At 56.2% G+C, this 14495-nt stretch carries 17 protein-coding genes and 2 tRNA genes; 11 read left to right on the top strand and 8 right to left on the bottom strand.

The features are described 5' to 3' along the window. The first annotated feature begins 52 nt into the window (after nucleotides 1-52). The 3 genes from C8024_RS00955 (at nucleotide 53) to C8024_RS00945 (ending at nucleotide 831) form a co-directional block, all read left to right on the top strand. Nucleotides 53-129, top strand: a tRNA-Met gene (locus tag C8024_RS00955). A 171-nt stretch (nucleotides 130-300) separates the two neighbouring features. After that, nucleotides 301-377, top strand: a tRNA-Met gene (locus tag C8024_RS00950). A gap of 205 nt (nucleotides 378-582) precedes the next feature. Further along, nucleotides 583-831 (top strand): hypothetical protein, encoded by a 249-nt coding sequence (locus tag C8024_RS00945; protein WP_173202620.1) that lies wholly within the window; start codon nucleotides 583-585, stop codon nucleotides 829-831. Nucleotides 832-903: 72 nt separating this feature from the next. On the opposite strand, the gene C8024_RS00940 is transcribed toward C8024_RS00945, so the two are convergent. Continuing rightward, a complete protein-coding gene (locus C8024_RS00940; protein WP_173202619.1) occupies nucleotides 904-2460 on the bottom strand; it encodes a type IV secretory system conjugative DNA transfer family protein in 1557 nt (518 codons plus the stop codon). Nucleotides 2461-2931: 471 nt separating this feature from the next. Here C8024_RS00940 and C8024_RS22690 point away from each other — a divergent pair, with 471 nt between their 5' ends. The 4 genes from C8024_RS22690 to C8024_RS20685 all read left to right on the top strand — a co-directional run bounded on the left by C8024_RS22690 (nucleotide 2932) and on the right by C8024_RS20685 (nucleotide 7587). After that, entirely contained in the window at nucleotides 2932-3822 is an 891-nt protein-coding gene (locus C8024_RS22690) for an ArdC family protein (protein ID WP_367947083.1), read from the top strand. Between the two features lie 105 nt (nucleotides 3823-3927). Further along, nucleotides 3928-6549 (top strand): AAA family ATPase, encoded by a 2622-nt coding sequence (locus C8024_RS00930; RefSeq protein WP_173202618.1) that lies wholly within the window; start codon nucleotides 3928-3930, stop codon nucleotides 6547-6549. A gap of 139 nt (nucleotides 6550-6688) precedes the next feature. Then, complete coding sequence (locus C8024_RS20690; RefSeq protein WP_254305444.1) at nucleotides 6689-6916, top strand: hypothetical protein; 228 nt, start codon at nucleotides 6689-6691, stop codon at nucleotides 6914-6916. Next, nucleotides 6913-7587: a hypothetical protein gene (locus tag C8024_RS20685; protein WP_254305443.1), complete on the top strand. Its 675-nt coding sequence runs from the start codon at nucleotides 6913-6915 to the stop codon at nucleotides 7585-7587. Before C8024_RS20690 ends, C8024_RS20685 begins: the two co-directional genes overlap by 4 nt. On the opposite strand, the gene C8024_RS20680 is transcribed toward C8024_RS20685, so the two are convergent. Together C8024_RS20680 and C8024_RS20675 are read right to left on the bottom strand one after the other, a co-directional pair. Next, a complete protein-coding gene (locus C8024_RS20680) occupies nucleotides 7509-7784 on the bottom strand; it encodes a hypothetical protein (RefSeq protein WP_254305442.1) in 276 nt (91 codons plus the stop codon). The genes C8024_RS20685 and C8024_RS20680 overlap by 79 nt on opposite strands. A 71-nt stretch (nucleotides 7785-7855) precedes the next feature. Then, the gene (locus C8024_RS20675) at nucleotides 7856-7993 is read right to left on the bottom strand and encodes a hypothetical protein (RefSeq protein ID WP_254305441.1); all 138 of its coding nucleotides are present in this window, start codon (nucleotides 7991-7993) and stop codon (nucleotides 7856-7858) included. A gap of 59 nt (nucleotides 7994-8052) precedes the next feature. On the opposite strand from C8024_RS20675, the gene C8024_RS20670 reads away from it, so the two are divergent. Continuing rightward, entirely contained in the window at nucleotides 8053-8250 is a 198-nt protein-coding gene (locus tag C8024_RS20670) for a hypothetical protein (RefSeq protein WP_254305440.1), read from the top strand. Between the two features lie 19 nt (nucleotides 8251-8269). Continuing rightward, on the top strand, nucleotides 8270-8992 hold the full coding sequence (locus C8024_RS00920; RefSeq protein WP_173202617.1) for a hypothetical protein: 723 nt from the start codon (nucleotides 8270-8272) through the stop codon (nucleotides 8990-8992). Between the two features lie 107 nt (nucleotides 8993-9099). Here the strand turns inward: C8024_RS00920 and C8024_RS00915 are convergent, their stop codons facing one another. Together C8024_RS00915 and C8024_RS00910 are read right to left on the bottom strand one after the other, a co-directional pair. After that, nucleotides 9100-9465, bottom strand: coding sequence for a hypothetical protein (locus C8024_RS00915; protein WP_217271910.1), 366 nt, complete (start codon nucleotides 9463-9465; stop codon nucleotides 9100-9102). Further along, nucleotides 9462-9743: a hypothetical protein gene (locus tag C8024_RS00910; protein ID WP_173202616.1), complete on the bottom strand. Its 282-nt coding sequence runs from the start codon at nucleotides 9741-9743 to the stop codon at nucleotides 9462-9464. The genes C8024_RS00915 and C8024_RS00910 overlap by 4 nt, the downstream gene beginning before the upstream one ends. A 547-nt stretch (nucleotides 9744-10290) precedes the next feature. Between C8024_RS00910 and C8024_RS00905 the strand changes: the two genes are divergently transcribed. Together C8024_RS00905 and C8024_RS00900 are read left to right on the top strand one after the other, a co-directional pair. Next, nucleotides 10291-10608, top strand: coding sequence for a hypothetical protein (locus C8024_RS00905; protein ID WP_173202615.1), 318 nt, complete (start codon nucleotides 10291-10293; stop codon nucleotides 10606-10608). A 492-nt stretch (nucleotides 10609-11100) separates the two neighbouring features. After that, on the top strand, nucleotides 11101-11346 hold the full coding sequence (locus C8024_RS00900) for a hypothetical protein (protein ID WP_173202614.1): 246 nt from the start codon (nucleotides 11101-11103) through the stop codon (nucleotides 11344-11346). A 307-nt stretch (nucleotides 11347-11653) separates the two neighbouring features. Here the strand turns inward: C8024_RS00900 and C8024_RS00895 are convergent, their stop codons facing one another. The 3 genes from C8024_RS00895 to C8024_RS00885 form a co-directional block, all read right to left on the bottom strand. After that, nucleotides 11654-13783 carry a Hint domain-containing protein gene (locus C8024_RS00895; protein ID WP_173202613.1) on the bottom strand — a complete coding sequence of 710 codons (2130 nt, stop codon included), beginning with the start codon at nucleotides 13781-13783 and terminating at the stop codon, nucleotides 11654-11656. Between the two features lie 3 nt (nucleotides 13784-13786). After that, nucleotides 13787-14191 (bottom strand): tail fiber domain-containing protein, encoded by a 405-nt coding sequence (locus C8024_RS00890; protein WP_173202612.1) that lies wholly within the window; start codon nucleotides 14189-14191, stop codon nucleotides 13787-13789. A 35-nt stretch (nucleotides 14192-14226) separates the two neighbouring features. Beyond that, on the bottom strand, nucleotides 14227-14495 hold a 269-nt coding region (locus tag C8024_RS00885; protein ID WP_173202611.1), incomplete at its 5' end, for a hypothetical protein.

Below are 14495 nucleotides of genomic sequence, written 5' to 3'. Positions count from 1 at the left end.
CGGCCGCTTTTTTGATTTTTGGATAAGTCTGATAGACGATCCAGAATGTTGGCGCGGGATGGAGCAGTCCGGTAGCTCGTCAGGCTCATAACCTGAAGGTCGTAGGTTCAAATCCTACTCCCGCAACCAAATAAATCAAGGGGTTAGCTGAAAAGCTAGCCCCTTGTTTTTTGCATTTGGCACAATTTTGGCACAGTAAGACCAAAATTGGCACGGTTACCGACAGCAAATCTCAACAGCCAGCGATCGAGCCGAGGCGGTTGAAAATTTTGCAAACTCACCCCATAATTTTCGTGATGACGCGGGGTGGAGCAGTCCGGTAGCTCGACAGGCTCATAACCTGTAGGTCGCAGGTTCAAATCCTGCCCCCGCAACCATTTTCAAGGGCTTGGCGATTGCCAGGCCCTTTTTCAATTCCTGACGCAGTACTTCACGGTAAGCCACGGCAACCCACGGGAAGTGACCGACTTGACCGAAAGTCCACGGCGTCAGTTAAGACCATGGTCTGGCATACTGACACCCGCAGATTTCTGCCACCATCCATAAGAATGAGACCATTATGTCAAATGAAAGGGTCTGCTCATGGATGGAGAGAACATCCTGACCATCGACCAGCTGGTGACTGCATTTCCAGCCTTTGGCGAGAAGACAGTCCGCTGGTGGATATACAATGGCAAGAGTAACGGCTTTGAAGCCTGCCTCATTCGGATCGGATCACGCATCTACATAGATCGGAACCGATTCATCGAGTGGCTTAAGAGCCATCGCCCCGTGCGGGACGTTCCTGAGGAACCCCGGCCGCATGCGGAAACGCTCGAAGACGTTGAATAGGCCTTCGGCCAGAAGAAGGGGGGAACTGGCCCGCATCGGAGGAGGTAGCCGCCGATGCGGCTTTTCTATGCCTCAGTGATGAAACGGGTTCGGATCATAAATCGGCGTTCCATCCCTGTGCTTGAAGATTGCGTCCTCAAGGTAGTTCACCTTCATGGCCGACACGACCTGCTGTCCTCTGTAAAACAATAGCTGGTGCGCCATCGGGAAATTCATCACCTCGTTTGGCGTGAGCAACGGCCTCGCGCCGGACGACAGGGTCAAATTCCCGTTGTTGATGGTGAGCCCATTTTCGTTCGAATAGCTGATTGAAGGCGTCGTCGTCTCGCCGCACATGAGGCTGACCCATTGGGCAGTCTCTACGTCCGCAACGCCAAAAACCTGTTTCACGGCGCAATTCGATATGATCGAATCTGCCTTATCACCGTACACAGCAGCAAGCTGCTTCAGATCCTGTGCGAATAGCCAGAAATTGATGCCATAGCCCGCCATGTAGGTGATGCCTTCCTCAATCACCTTCATTCGGCCCAGCGCAGGAAATTCATCCAGCATGAAAAGCACCGGATAATCGCCTTTTCGCGTGTAGCCCGAGAAGTGCTTAATCAGCGTTCCCATAAACAGACGGATGACCGGGGCGTAGCTATCGAGCTTGCCAGGCGGAATTGAGAAATAGACCGTTATCGGCTCAAGCAGCATCCTCGGCAGGCGATATGTGTTCGTCGCCATCATCCGCTGCAAACGCGGACTGTCCCAGATACCCATCTGAGAATTGAGCGTGCTCATGATGCCAGCGCGCACTTTTGGGTCGCCTTGCAAGAACGCTGATGCTGCGCGCTGCACCTGCGTGGTTTTGCTCTCGAGCATTTTCTCCCTGAGAAACACCTCTAGCTCTTCAGCCTCAAGCGTCAGGAAGTGTCGGAGCGTCCACATTGTGTGCTCTTCTTCAGGCAGCTCGGACACAATGTAGAGAAGAACACCTGAAAGCAGGTTCCGCGCTTCATTGTTCCAGAATTCGTCTTTGGCGCCTCGATCAACAATCAGAAGCTCAGCGAAGGACCGAACATCCTCCCAAGCTTCGTCTCCCTCTTCGATCAGATCGAAGGGGTTCCAGAAGTCTGTGTCATCATCGAAAGGCGCAAACTTGAGGACGCGATGGCCCATCTGCCGACGCCAATCGGCCGTCACTGCGTAATTCTCTCCCTTGATGTCGTTCACGACCATCGAGCCGCCGTACATCAGCAGATTTGGGATCACGGCCGAGACGCCTTTGCCCGCGCGGGTTGGCGCAATGGTCAAAAGGTGACCATCGCCTTCAACAGTGGTGAGGGCTTCTTGGCCCTTTTGCGACAAATGACCAGTGATCAGGAAGTTGAGCTCTTTCTCGCGGAACCGACGGAACATCTCTTCGCTCGAAATGCCGTTACCGGCCTCAATAATCTGTTCCGGCAACATGAAGTAGGCACTGCCATAGCCGAACCCCATGGGCTTTCCCCAAGGCTTCGCGCCCTTTGCAACTGCTTGTGCCTGTCCGCGCTGATAGCCTTCCTGGTATCCCTTCTTCATCTGGAACACCAAATAGATCACGAAGCCAATACCGACCAAAACGAAGAATGCCGTAGGGTCCATCATCTTCTCCCATACTTTACGCGCTCGGCGCTTCTCATGCTGCGACTATAACCGCCGTTTCCGAGATTGCAGGCCTTTTCCGCCAGTTAGTCGTACGCGAGCCGTTTCCGGGGCGTTGGTCTTGCCAATTCGTCCTTTGCTTGATCCCGCGCTTGGCGGCCTTTCCCTTGTGATGGCTGTCTAGCGTCCGGTCGGCTTCAGGCGCGCAAAGGTGCGTCGGCAATTTCTTCCCCGCCGTTCGGACGAACGGCTCCTCGCGGCGCTGCGCTTCAAGAAACAGCCTCCTTACCCTCGTTCGCTTCGCTGCCGTCCCTTCGGGATGCGCGCAGCCTCCCGTCCGCTTGGTCGAGCCTCACGAAAGGCCGCGATCAAGCGCGGCCTCCAACAGCAAAGGAGGCAAGACCAATGACGACCAAAACGAAATCACGTCGCTCACGACGCACGAATGTGGAACGCCGCGACGTTCATCAGTAGGTGACGGATAACATCATCGCCGCGATCGAAGCGGGCGCTGGCGAATGGCAGATGCCATGGCACCGCTCGGGCAAAGGGCTTAATCGTCCCGTCAATATCGACACCCGCGCGCACTATCGTGGTGTCAACATCCTCAACCTCTGGGTTGCGGGCGAAGCGCGCGGCTATACCGAAGGCGTTTGGGGCACTTACCGCCAGTGGCAGAACCGTGGATGCCAAGTCCGCAAAGGCGAGAAGGGCTCGCTTGTCGTCTTCTACAAAGAGCTGGAATTTGAAGATCAGGATGCTGATACCGGCATGACCTCTACCGAGACCCGCCTCATGGCGCGCGCATCCACCGTCTTCAATGCCGAGCAAGTTGATGGCTATGAGCGTGAACCGCTGCCGATGCCGGAAAATCCTGCAACGCCTATCGAACAGGCTGAAGCCTTTGTCGCTGCAAGCAAGGCTCTCGTTCGTCACGGCGGTGGCCGTGCCTACTACAATCCCAATCAGGATTTTATCCAGATGCCCGAGCGAGAACGCTTCCTTGGCACTGCGACCAGCACACCGACTGAAGCCTACTATGGAACGCTCCTGCATGAGCTGACCCATTGGACTGGCCACAAGAAGCGTTGCGAACGCGAATTCGGCAAGCGCTTTGGCGACGAAGCCTATGCGATGGAAGAACTGGTCGCGGAGCTGGGTTCAGCGTTCCTATGCGCCGATATAGGGATTTCGCCGCAGCCACGTCCTGACCATGCCGCTTATGTTTACCATTGGCTGAAGGTGCTGAAGGCCGACAAGAAGGCCATTTTCACCGCTGCATCGCAGGCTTCGAAAGCCGCTGACTTTTTGGCTAGTTTGCGCGAGAAGGCCCATGCCGTTGACGAACTTGAGGCCGCCGCTTAGGCGGCCTCAATCGTTTTACTTCCCCCAACATGAAACTTTAGTGATAAACTTTCACTGAAATTGAGCGTGATAGCTGGCTAATGACACAAATTCCGGGGGAAGGTGATGGACGATTTGGGAGTTGCAAATGGTGGGAGTGCGGCATCTGTGCCCCCCGACCAGGTTCAACCGAAGACAACGATATGGGACGAGCTGAATTCATGGGGGAAGGCCATTGCGGACTGGCAGCGATACGTCATCTCGCACGCAGTGCGAGACGGCACGCTTTCCGATGCCCGCATTGATGAAGCCTATCGTCTCTTTCTGCGGGACCGGGAACTCGACAATGGTGACGAGGAACTGCCCGAAGTTCCAGACTCGGTCACGGGCCGCTCAGCCGTCGAGGGGACGCCGCTTGCGCTCCAGGCCGTTAAATCGCTGCAAAATGTGAACGCAATTCCTGAGGTCGCCCACATGACCTTTGGCCCCCAGTTGACCGTCATCTATGGACATAACGGTGCCGGAAAAAGCGGTTTTGCCCGCATTCTTTCATGCGCGTGTTTCAGTCGTTCGCGTCCACAAATTATTCGCAATATCTACGATGATGAGGCCGCTGATACCCCCGCAACCGCCCAATTCGTCATCGACCGTGGCAATGGCTTCGACGAGGATATCGTCTTTACGGATGGTGATGAACATGACGACCTCAAGCGGATTAGCGTCTTCGATTCATCCGTTGCTCGCATTCATCTGGCCAAAGAGAATGAACTGGGATTCCAGCCCGCTGGGTTCGATGTTTTCGATGAAGCCATGCGTGTCCTTAGCCTCATTGCAGAAAAGCTGGAAGCAAACATCAATTCCAAGACGAGACCGAACAAGTTCGAGCAGCTCTTCGCGGACCCAGGGCCTATTGCAGACAAAATAGCAGCATTGAACGCTAGCTCAGATATCGAACAGGTCCGAGCCCTTGCCACCTTTGGTGCGGCAGAACAGGAACGCTTGGATGAGGTTGCCCGACAGGAGAAGGAACTTCTCGCTAAGTCGCCTGTCGAGACGCTTAGAGCTCTTGCGGCGGCAAAGACCGACATCGAAGCACTTCAAAAGACGATAAGGGATTTAGCATCCGCGCTTGGAAACGATGCCTGTGAGAAGGCGCGCGGATTTCTGAACAATCACAAGGCCGCATTGCTAGAGGCGGTAAAGGCTGGAAGTGAGACAGTTTCCCACCCTCAGTTGACAGAAACGGGCTCAGCCGATTGGGATCAGTTTGTGCTCGCAAGTCGAAGACTAGGCGGCAAAGAAGGTGGCGAATACCCAGCTGAAGGCGATCCTTGTTTGCTCTGCCATCGCCCCCTCGATGAGCCGTCTGCCACATTGATAAGTCGGATGTGGGGCTTTCTCGACCATGAGGCGCGTAAAGCGGCCGTTGCTGCCGACAACCAACTGAATGACTACATCGCCCAACTCAAAGGGTATAACTGCGGATTGCTGCCCGCCGAGAGCCGCATCCGTGCTGACCTATCCAAGATCAACCCTTCTTTGGTTGCCGAAATTGATGCACTCGCTTCAACCTTTGACAAACGGCGCAACTCACTCGTTGCGGCAATTGAAAAGGGAGTTGTGGATGACCTTCCAACCGGCGACCTCGCCGTTCCAGATGACGCACTGGCGAACGCGCTCACCGATATCGCCACACAGGAAGAAGCGCTACGTGATGGTAAGTTTGACGAGCTTCTCGCAACGCTCAAGGAGGAGCGCATCTCCCTTCGTCAACGACAGGTGCTTAGCAAGAACATAGATGATATCGTTGCCTTCGTGGAAGACTTGGCTTGGATCGAAAAAGCGAGCAATTCCCGTCCGAACTCCCGGTTTATTACCGACCGTCAAAAGGTGGTGTTCAAGAAACTTATTGAGGGGGACTATAAGGAACGCTTGAAGGATGAGTGTGCCAGTCTCGATTGCTCTCTTCCTTTTGAGTTCAAAGCACGTGGCAGTGATGGCAAAACCCTTCGCCGGCTCAGCGCGAAAGGTGGTCACAAATCCGACGATATCTTTAGTGAAGGCGAGCAGCGCGCACTGTCATTGGCGGATTTTCTCACCGAGGTGAATCTCAACCCTTCAAGCGCGGCGATCATCCTTGACGACCCGGTGACGTCACTCGATCACCAGCGTAAGCGAGCTATTGCGAAGCGGCTGGCCGAGGAAGCCAGTGTTCGGCAAGTTATCGTCTTCACGCACGATCTCGTTTTTCTGACGTTATTGACGGATCAGGCTAACGCCGCTGGTTGCGACGTCACGAGCCATTGGGTGCAGCGTTTGGAAGGTGTCCCTGGATGTGTGAGAATTGACGATGCACCAGCGAATAATCGCGCCTACCGCAAAACCACGAAGGCGAAGGAATGTTTAGCAAAGGCCAAACAGGTCAGCGGCAATGAGAGGTTGGACCTCGTTAAGGATGGGGCTGCGGCACTCCGTCGCACTCTTGAAGTCGTGGTCGAACGCGACCTCTTCAAAGAAACTGTACAACGCTGGAGCGAGCAAATCAGGCTCGGTGCCATTACAAAGATAAATTGGTCTGACGAACTTGCCGATGAGATTGTCGCCCTACAGGACGACACATCCCGTCTCTTAGAGGGCCATTCCAACTCGGATGAATTTGCCGGTCAGATGCCTGACGTGGACGATTTAGAAAAGCTCATCGCTCGGCTGGATGCCGTGATCGGCAAGGCAAGGCCTGAACGAAAGTAGGGGTTGAGCCCAAAATCAGTGCAATAACCTGTCGTTGTCATCAAAGCCGAAAAATGGTATAACACTTTAACCGAAAAATTATGCAGCATAAAACCGAAAGGTTGTGCGGCGCTCAAACCGAAAATGATTGGGTCCGGCTATGGCAACACCACAGGAGAAACTTGCAAGCTCACTGGAGGCTCTGAAGCAGCTTCAGGACAAATCCGGCATGATCGTGCGTTCCGACGAGCTCAGCCGCACCCATCGTGAACGGCTGGTGGAGAATGGTTTTCTCCTTGAAGCTTTACGGGGGTGGTACATTGCTACCAGTCCCAGCGATCGCCCAGGTGATACCACCCTTGGTATGCCAGCTATTGGGATTTTGTGACCCGCTATCTCGACGACCGCTTCGGCGATGACTGGTGCCTTGGGCCGGAGGCGTCGCTCTCTCTCCATGCAGGAAGCTGGGCAGTGCCCGCGCAACTGCTCGTGCGCGCGCCGCGCGGCAGCAACAAGCCCGTTGCGCTGCTTCACAATACATCGATCTATGACATGCGTGTCGAGCTCCCCCCAGAAGAGGACATCGAGACTGAAAACGGACTGCGTTTCTACAGCGCTCCAGCCGCGCTGATTGCGGCCGCGCCTGCCATCTTTGAACAGCAACCCATCAATCTGCGCGTCGTCCTTGCTGGTCAGCGCGATGCTTCCGCACTTCTCGCAAAGCTCCTCGAAGGCGGGCACAGCGTCATTGCCGGAAGGCTGGCCGGTGCCTTTCGGAATATCGGGCGCGACCGGATCGCCGACGATATTCTCAAGACCATGGCTTCAGCGGGGTATACCGTGCGGGAAACCGACCCGTTTCAAGCCCGTATGGCGCTGGACCTGCCCAAACGCGAACTCTCGCCCGCCGCCACACGCATCCGGCTTCTCTGGCACAAACTGCGCGAAGGCGTCATTGAAGCTTCCCGGAAGCCCCCGGTCTACCGAACGATGCCGATGCCTATCTCGCCCGTGTCGATGATGCATTCGTCACCGATGCTTATCACTCGCTGTCGATAGAAGGCTATCGTGTCAGCCGCGACCTCATTGAGCGCGTCCGGCAAGGCGACTGGAATCCCGATGCCATCGCCAAAGATCGCGAGCAGCAGGACGCGCTCGCCGCGCGCGGCTACTGGCAGGCCTTTCAGGAAGTCAAAAACAGCGTCCGCGCTGTTCTTGGAAATGAGAATCCGGGCGAAGTGGCCGACAATGACCACGGCACCTGGTACCGCGAACTGTTCGGGGCCAGCGTTGCGGCGGGTATCATCAAAGCGGCCGATCTTGCTGGCTATCGAAGCGACAGGGTCTTCATCCGCAATTCTATGCACACGCCTTTGGCGCCGCGCGCGGTGCCGGATGCCATGGCCGTCTTTTTGAATTGCTCACGCAGGAAATGCACCCCGCCGTGCGGGTTGTGCTGGGCCATTTCATCTTCGTCTATATCCACCCTACATGGACGGGAATGGCCGCATGGGTCGGTTCCTGATGAACCTGATGCTGGCGGCTGGCGGCTATCCTTGGACGATTGTTCCTGTCGAGCGGCGGCGCGATTATATGGCCGCGCTCGAACAGGCGAGTGTGCAGGAAGATATTGTGCCCTTTACTCAATTTCTTGGGGAATTGGTGGAGCAGGGACTGAAGGGAGCGCCACTGCCTTCGGTTCCGGAAACAGCGGCGCACTAAGGGTAGGGGGGAAGCAGCGATGACGAGAGGTGGCACTAAGATATTTTGTTCTGAGTGCGGAGACATTCAGGTTTGTCGAGCGATTTCCCCGACCACTCTGAATGAACCCAGCGCACAGCGTGTTCAGGATGACCGGCACACTGATCTGAACTGGTTTCGGCGAGGCCGCGAGTGTCTTAACTGCGGCCACCAGTTCCTGACAGGTGAACTGGACGAGGCCTTTATCAGGGAACTCGTCTCCCTTCGCGAGGCATGGCTTACGAAGATTAAGACCGCTGTGTTGAAAGCCGGACGTCGCGCAAATAAGCAGTCGCGTCTGGAGGCCGTGTCCTATGAAGACGCACATGCCTTCATGGTTGCGAGTGCTAAATGGGATCACCCATCCTATCAGGTTGTGGATGCCCCAAAACATGCCAATCGCATCTACGAACACCCTCTAGGATGGGCCGTTGATTATGGTGCGAACACCTTTCTTCCCGGCATGGCTGTTGCCCGTTGCAATCGGGAAATGGCGCACATTTTTGAGCGTTTGGCGCAAGGCCATGTGGTGTTCCGAAGTGAAGTCCTTCGCAGGCTGATCACCGTCATCTCAGGCTGTGTCGCGACACAGGACGGCTTCGAATATAACGGCTATTATCCGATGGACGGTGTTTATCTGACATTCGGGACGCAGCTCATCGACGCTGACGATGGCGCGCAGTTTATGCTTCGCAAGGCGGACCCAGATTCCATCATTCTCTAGAGCATTCGGTGGGCATCAAATCGTTGCGTAAATGCTCTTCTCGTTGTCGCTGCCGGAGTCATCATCCCAGACTAGTTTGATATGCTGCTTGCCGTTGGAGCCCCATGTCACCATTGCGAGTAATTCGACCGGCTGAAACTGATCCAAGGCTCCAGCGGAAACTTTCGGCGGATATCGCCTTCATCAACGATGTCATTGCCGTCGGGAAATTCGATCCGGATATTTCGGGCGGTGGCTTTGCCCTTGTTCCATATCTTTAAGCGATGCTTGTTGTTGCCCAGCTTGATGAAATTTGCGCCGAGATCGGCTTTGCGGGCATCGAGAGCTTCATTTTCACCCTGTTGTAGCAAAAACTCGTTCACTCGCTGCTGGGTCGCATTTACGGCGCGTTGATGCCAGGCAGAGTACACTGCGATGAGTAGGGCCAAGAAGGCGATTACGTCGCTGGATGATATGTTTGGAGCATCGATCATTTGAATTTCACGTACGTGTTGCCCCGGAAGGCTTTTTTGAGCGATTTACGAAGTTCATCCGCCATGTCTTTCGCGGCTTCTTGAGCTATTTCCCGAGCATGTTCCTGAAGGTTCTCACTATTCTCGTGGATCAGTTCGTCCTTCGTGAGTTCTCGCCCACAAGAAGCACATCTGGCCAATTCAATGGTTTCATCGACGCCGTGTTCATATTCGAACGATGTACCCCCGCAGGTAGGGCAGAGAAGCGATAGACTTCTGTTGTATTTTTCTGTGTCCATTATTCATTCCGCTTCATGATTAAATCTTTTGTATCAGAATATCCGATTTTCTGGAACACAACAAGAACAGTGGTGTGAATGGGGAAAGCCTTCCCCTGCCTGCAACCTGCGCAAACGGTTTGCGCCGTTTTCCGTCACCCCTTCTAGCGGGGGAGGTCTTTCAGTCCCCCGCAACGCCCCCTCGAAATCGTCGCAGCGGATACGCTGCGGCGTTCTTTGCTTGACCCTCACCTTCGAGCTTATGCCAGCCGCGACCGCTTGCAAGGTCGCCGTCCACCGCTGCCCGAAACGGGAATGGTCATACATATTTTGATGAACATTCGCGTGGCGGTGGATTGTCCCCTTCGAGCCAGCTCGTGGCTGCCTCATGCGGGGCGGCTTCCTTCCCGCTTGGCGCTGGGCTGGCGCTCGCCTCACTTTGGATACCGTCGTCACCGTCTGTGACGCTCGCCGCTGGGCAGAGGGTCAGGCGCGACCGGCTTTGCCGGTTGGGCGGCCAGCATGGAGCTGGCCTGTCTTTCGCCTTGAACCATCAGGAGGCGAGAGAATGTATAAACCCTATGAACCCCATCAGATTGAATGGCGCGGTGTGCCTATTCAGGTGCGCTACTGCCCAAGCTGGTCAAAGTCGCATGAAGAAATCTACGGCGAGCGGATGGCGCACCTCGAAATCGAGGTGCTCAATGAACCTCGCAGTCCGCTGCCGATAACGGAAACTGGCTATCGGTCTCATTTCATCCACGCCAAGGCCATCGAGGACGAAGGCGGCCCTGTCGCCTTCGTGCGCGCTTGGCTGGACGAAGAGGCGCAGTCGCCCAAGTGGAAGGAGCTGGAAGCCGCGTCCCGTCAAATGTCGCTGTTGTAGGCGGTGGCTCTAACCAGAATTGCCCGTCTCAGCCCAACGCGTAAATGCTCGCTGAGGCGGGTTTTTGCGTCGCAAGCCGTGGAGAGGGGAGGGCGCGACACAGCGACCACGCCGCATCATGTCCACGGTGTTTGCCATCGCCCCATTCATGTCGGTTTCGCCGGCGCATTGGTCTCGTGAAGATCCTTTCGGTTGCCCTTTGCGCTGTGGCCGTTGTCGCCCTGGCCTTTCCTCTCTGGCACCCTTGCGGGGGCGGCGTCCGATGCAACGGCGCGCTGTTCAGTTTCTTCCCCTGGCCCCTTCAATCCTTTTGGGGCCATTCCTCGCGCAGCAAGAAACAGTCCGCTTGCCGTCCTCCACTTCGTTCCGGCCCCGGCGCTGCGCTTGGGGTGCATCCGTCCGCCTGAAGCCCCCGCCTTTTGGTTGCCAGAAAGGCCGAACGACCCCGGCCCCAGAACACAAAATTGACGAAAAACCGAAAGGACCAGACCAATGACCTACACCCGCGAAAACACCCTCGATATGAGCTGGGACGAATACACCTACGAAGTGGACATGATGCTCATCGCCGAGTTCGGCGAGCCCGCTACCCACGAGCAGCTTTGCGACCTCACCGCCGCCTACAACAACGGCGTTGCGCCGGGGGACGTATTCTCGGCCATGGCTGAAGCCCAATACGGTAGCGAATACGACGACGCGTTTGGTGGCGATCTTCCGCTCTATGAGGCCGCTGCGTAAGCGGCCTTTTCGGCGTCATCAATCTGGCGGAGAACGCGGCGACGCCACGTCCCGCGATCCCCATAACCTTTGGTGAAGAGTGCAGCGATGCTCACAAACTCTACGCTCTTCATAACCTTTTGGTGGAGACCAGGCGATCACCGCTGACTCCTGCCCTCCATAACCTCTCAATTCGGGTGGAAAGCGCGCGGGTTGGAGGTCCGCACGCCTTCCGTAAACTGGTGGAGAACGATACGACGAGGACTTTGTTGTCGCTCGCTCTCCGTAAATCCTGTTTGGCCTCAAAACCTTCCTAGTTTGCTGCCCTTTATGGGCAGTTTGGTTTGTTGTGCACGAGATAGCCGTTGGCGTAGTAGGTGTGGTCACCATTTAATACAGGGTTGTAAACGTGGTGGTCGGCTTCTTTTTCGGTTTCGGTAATCTCGTCTATCTTCACATGAGAGCCATCTTCACGGATCAACACATCGCCAACTTTCAGCTTGGTGACCTTGACGTTGTGTCCATCAAGCGGTGTCTCCATCGGATCGATGGCTTTCCACCCCTTAAGCGTCTTGAACGGGTGGCCGGAGGTGACGAACTCCTCTTCGCCGTTGAAGCTGTAAATTTTCGTACGGCGGTCAAAGCTTGGTACGCGTTGAACGGTGTTATTTCGGGTCTCACCCTTCACCAGGTCACCTACTTTCAAGTCTTTGACGGCCTTTTGGCTGCCATCTGCCATGGTAATGAGTGCCTCAGGAACGAAACAAGCCGTGTAGTTATTATTGCATGAAGCATAACTCCCCCATGAGCCGGACCCCGTTCCATTATTGCAGCACCAGCTGGTTGAATAGTCCATGCAGGTAAATAAATCCGTAGGGCAAATGATGACTGTCGAGCGAGTATATCGGGTCACACAACTGCCATGGGCAACAGTCGAACCATCTGGGGCTGTGCAATCAGCATTGCATGCCTGCACGCTACAGCTCTGCTTGGTATAACTACCACTGAGGCTGCCATTGTTACAGTTACGGGTTTGGCTGTTGCAGGAGCTACCGCAGGCAACGCTTGATGATTGATAGGCTGTCAGGCTGGCGCCGTGGGCGATGGTGCCACCCCAAGGGCGCGTACAACTCGCACAAGTTTGAGCTGGGCAGCTCTTTTTATTATAGGTGCTGCTGCCACTGAGCGTACCGTTGTTGCATGAGCGGCTGAGGTCGATGGCGGTGCAGGCCTGGCCACATGAACGGCTCGACAGATAGAAGACCCGACTTGCACCATGCGCCACCGTTGCCCCATCGAGCGAGCAGCTTGAGCACGCCCCCACCGAGCAGCTCTGATGGGTATAGCCGCCGCTAAGCGTCCCGTTACTACAGCTACGGGTTTGGCTCGCGCAGGTGTTGCCGCAGGAAACCGAGGCAGTCTGGTAAGCCGTCACGCTTGCGCCATGCGCCACGGTGCCGCCCCATGGACGGGCACAGCTTGCCGCCCCGCAACTGCCGGAGCTTTGATTCCACGTGCCATTGTTACACTGGAATGCCGCGCTGCCGATACTCGGTGATGCGCTATCTGAAATATTGCGTGTGGTGCCGTGCGCGCCAGACGTGGCCGAGGCTGAGCAGGTATATGAGCCCGTTGTCCAGTTGACCGAAGCGGTGGTGCAACTGGCGCAGGCATCCACGGTGCAACTCTGATTGGTGTAGCTGCCGCCCAACGCCCCGTTGTTACAGGTGCGCGACTGGCTGGTGCAGGTGTTGCCACAGCCCACCGTCGACGTCTGATAGGCGGTGACGCTTGCACCATGGGCCACAGTGCCGCCCCAAGGTCGGGCACAACTCGCCCCACCGCAGCTTCCCGAAGCTTGATCCCACGTGCCGTCGTCACATTCAAACGACGCACTGCCCACGTTCGGGGCGGTGTTGTCGGTCACATTGCGGGTGGTTATATGCGACCCGCCGGTGGCCGACGCGGAGCAGGTAAAAGTGCCCGTCGTCCAGTTGACCGATGCGGTGGTGCAACTCGCGCAGGTGGGTGAGGGGCAGCTTGCCTTGCTGTAGCTCGCGCTGCCATCAAACACGCCGTTGTAGCAGTTTCGCGTTTGGCTGATGGCACCGCAGGTGCCGTAGCAGGAGCGCGTCGAGAGATAAAACGTGCGGCTTGCGCCATGGGCGACGTTCGCCCCATCCAGCGTGCATCCCGCGCAAGCAGGTGCCGTAACGCTCCCTGAAGCGGTGGTATAGAAAGACGACCATTCGGCGGCACTCTTCGTCGGGATGTAGATGGTTTTAGCAGTGGTGTTGGTGACGACGCGGCAAATGCCGTGCTCGTCAATAACCGCTTGTTGGCCTGACGGCAGAAGGTAAAACTCTGCCGCTTCGGCAAGTTTGATGGCCGACAAGAGGGCCAAATTTAATGCCAGAATGCAAAAGATGATTTGCAGAATTTCCCCAAGGCGTTTCATCGGTCACTGGGATCTCCCCTGTGCCGTGAGGTCGGTAACCGTCGTGACCAGCTTGCGAATCTGTTCCCGCTGATAGAGGAGTTCCTGCTGCTGAGCGGCGATTTGCACCTGTTGCGCCCGCAGAGTTGCCACCATTGGGGCGGCCAGCATGTCGTAATCCATGGCCTTGAAACCGTTCCCGTCAGTGATGACCGCTTCGGGCAGCACGTCTTCAACCTCTTGGGCGATAAAGCCGATGCTCGGCTTATCGCCTTTTTTCCAGTTGAAGCGCACGGGCCTCAGGCCGGCGACGATGCTTTCGCCTTCTTCAAGAGGACGGATATTGCTTTTCAGGCGGCGGTCCGAGGTGTGGTAGTAATTGTCGGCGGTCGCATCGCCTCCGATCGTGACGTTGTTGCTGACCGTCACGTTCCCCGTAATGGCAGCCCCGCCACCTGCGACGGTCAGAGCACCGTTGCTGCGTAGTGTGCCCCCACATGCAGTTTGGCAGACGGAGCGGTGACACCGACGCCCATATCACCTGCTGCTGTCAGGCGTGCTCTTCCTGAGTTGCCAATGCGAAAATCCATGTATTGACCGCCAGCTGCATTAAGCAGCGTTACGCCAGCCGAATTCTGCATGATGGCGTAGTTGCCGCCAGCGTCGGCGATGTCGTTGTGGGCGAGACCCTGCCAGCCTGTGCCATGGCCTACGACGCCCAAACGCAGGTTAA

Origin of the sequence: Sphingopyxis sp. BSNA05, from assembly GCF_013265645.1 — a bacterium.
In the GTDB taxonomy this organism is placed as follows: domain Bacteria; phylum Pseudomonadota; class Alphaproteobacteria; order Sphingomonadales; family Sphingomonadaceae; genus Parasphingorhabdus.
This window is presented reverse-complemented; position numbering and strand designations above follow the sequence as displayed.

What these genes read in the sequence shown, in the direction of transcription:
- C8024_RS00895 (WP_173202613.1), bottom strand. Translation starts at nt 13,783, where the DNA reads ATGAAACGCCTTGGGGAAATTCTGCAAATCATCTTTTGCATTCTGGCA.
- C8024_RS00900 (WP_173202614.1), top strand. Translation starts at nt 11,101, where the DNA reads ATGACCTACACCCGCGAAAACACCCTCGATATGAGCTGGGACGAATAC.
- C8024_RS20675 (WP_254305441.1), bottom strand. Translation starts at nt 7,993, where the DNA reads ATGGCCCAGCACAACCCGCACGGCGGGGTGCATTTCCTGCGTGAGCAA.
- C8024_RS20690 (WP_254305444.1), top strand. Translation starts at nt 6,689, where the DNA reads ATGGCAACACCACAGGAGAAACTTGCAAGCTCACTGGAGGCTCTGAAG.
- C8024_RS00905 (WP_173202615.1), top strand. Translation starts at nt 10,291, where the DNA reads ATGTATAAACCCTATGAACCCCATCAGATTGAATGGCGCGGTGTGCCT.
- C8024_RS00930 (WP_173202618.1), top strand. Translation starts at nt 3,928, where the DNA reads ATGGACGATTTGGGAGTTGCAAATGGTGGGAGTGCGGCATCTGTGCCC.
- C8024_RS00910 (WP_173202616.1), bottom strand. Translation starts at nt 9,743, where the DNA reads ATGGACACAGAAAAATACAACAGAAGTCTATCGCTTCTCTGCCCTACC.
- C8024_RS00915 (WP_217271910.1), bottom strand. Translation starts at nt 9,465, where the DNA reads ATGATCGATGCTCCAAACATATCATCCAGCGACGTAATCGCCTTCTTG.
- C8024_RS20670 (WP_254305440.1), top strand. Translation starts at nt 8,053, where the DNA reads ATGAACCTGATGCTGGCGGCTGGCGGCTATCCTTGGACGATTGTTCCT.
- C8024_RS00920 (WP_173202617.1), top strand. Translation starts at nt 8,270, where the DNA reads ATGACGAGAGGTGGCACTAAGATATTTTGTTCTGAGTGCGGAGACATT.
- C8024_RS00945 (WP_173202620.1), top strand. Translation starts at nt 583, where the DNA reads ATGGATGGAGAGAACATCCTGACCATCGACCAGCTGGTGACTGCATTT.
- C8024_RS00940 (WP_173202619.1), bottom strand. Translation starts at nt 2,460, where the DNA reads ATGATGGACCCTACGGCATTCTTCGTTTTGGTCGGTATTGGCTTCGTG.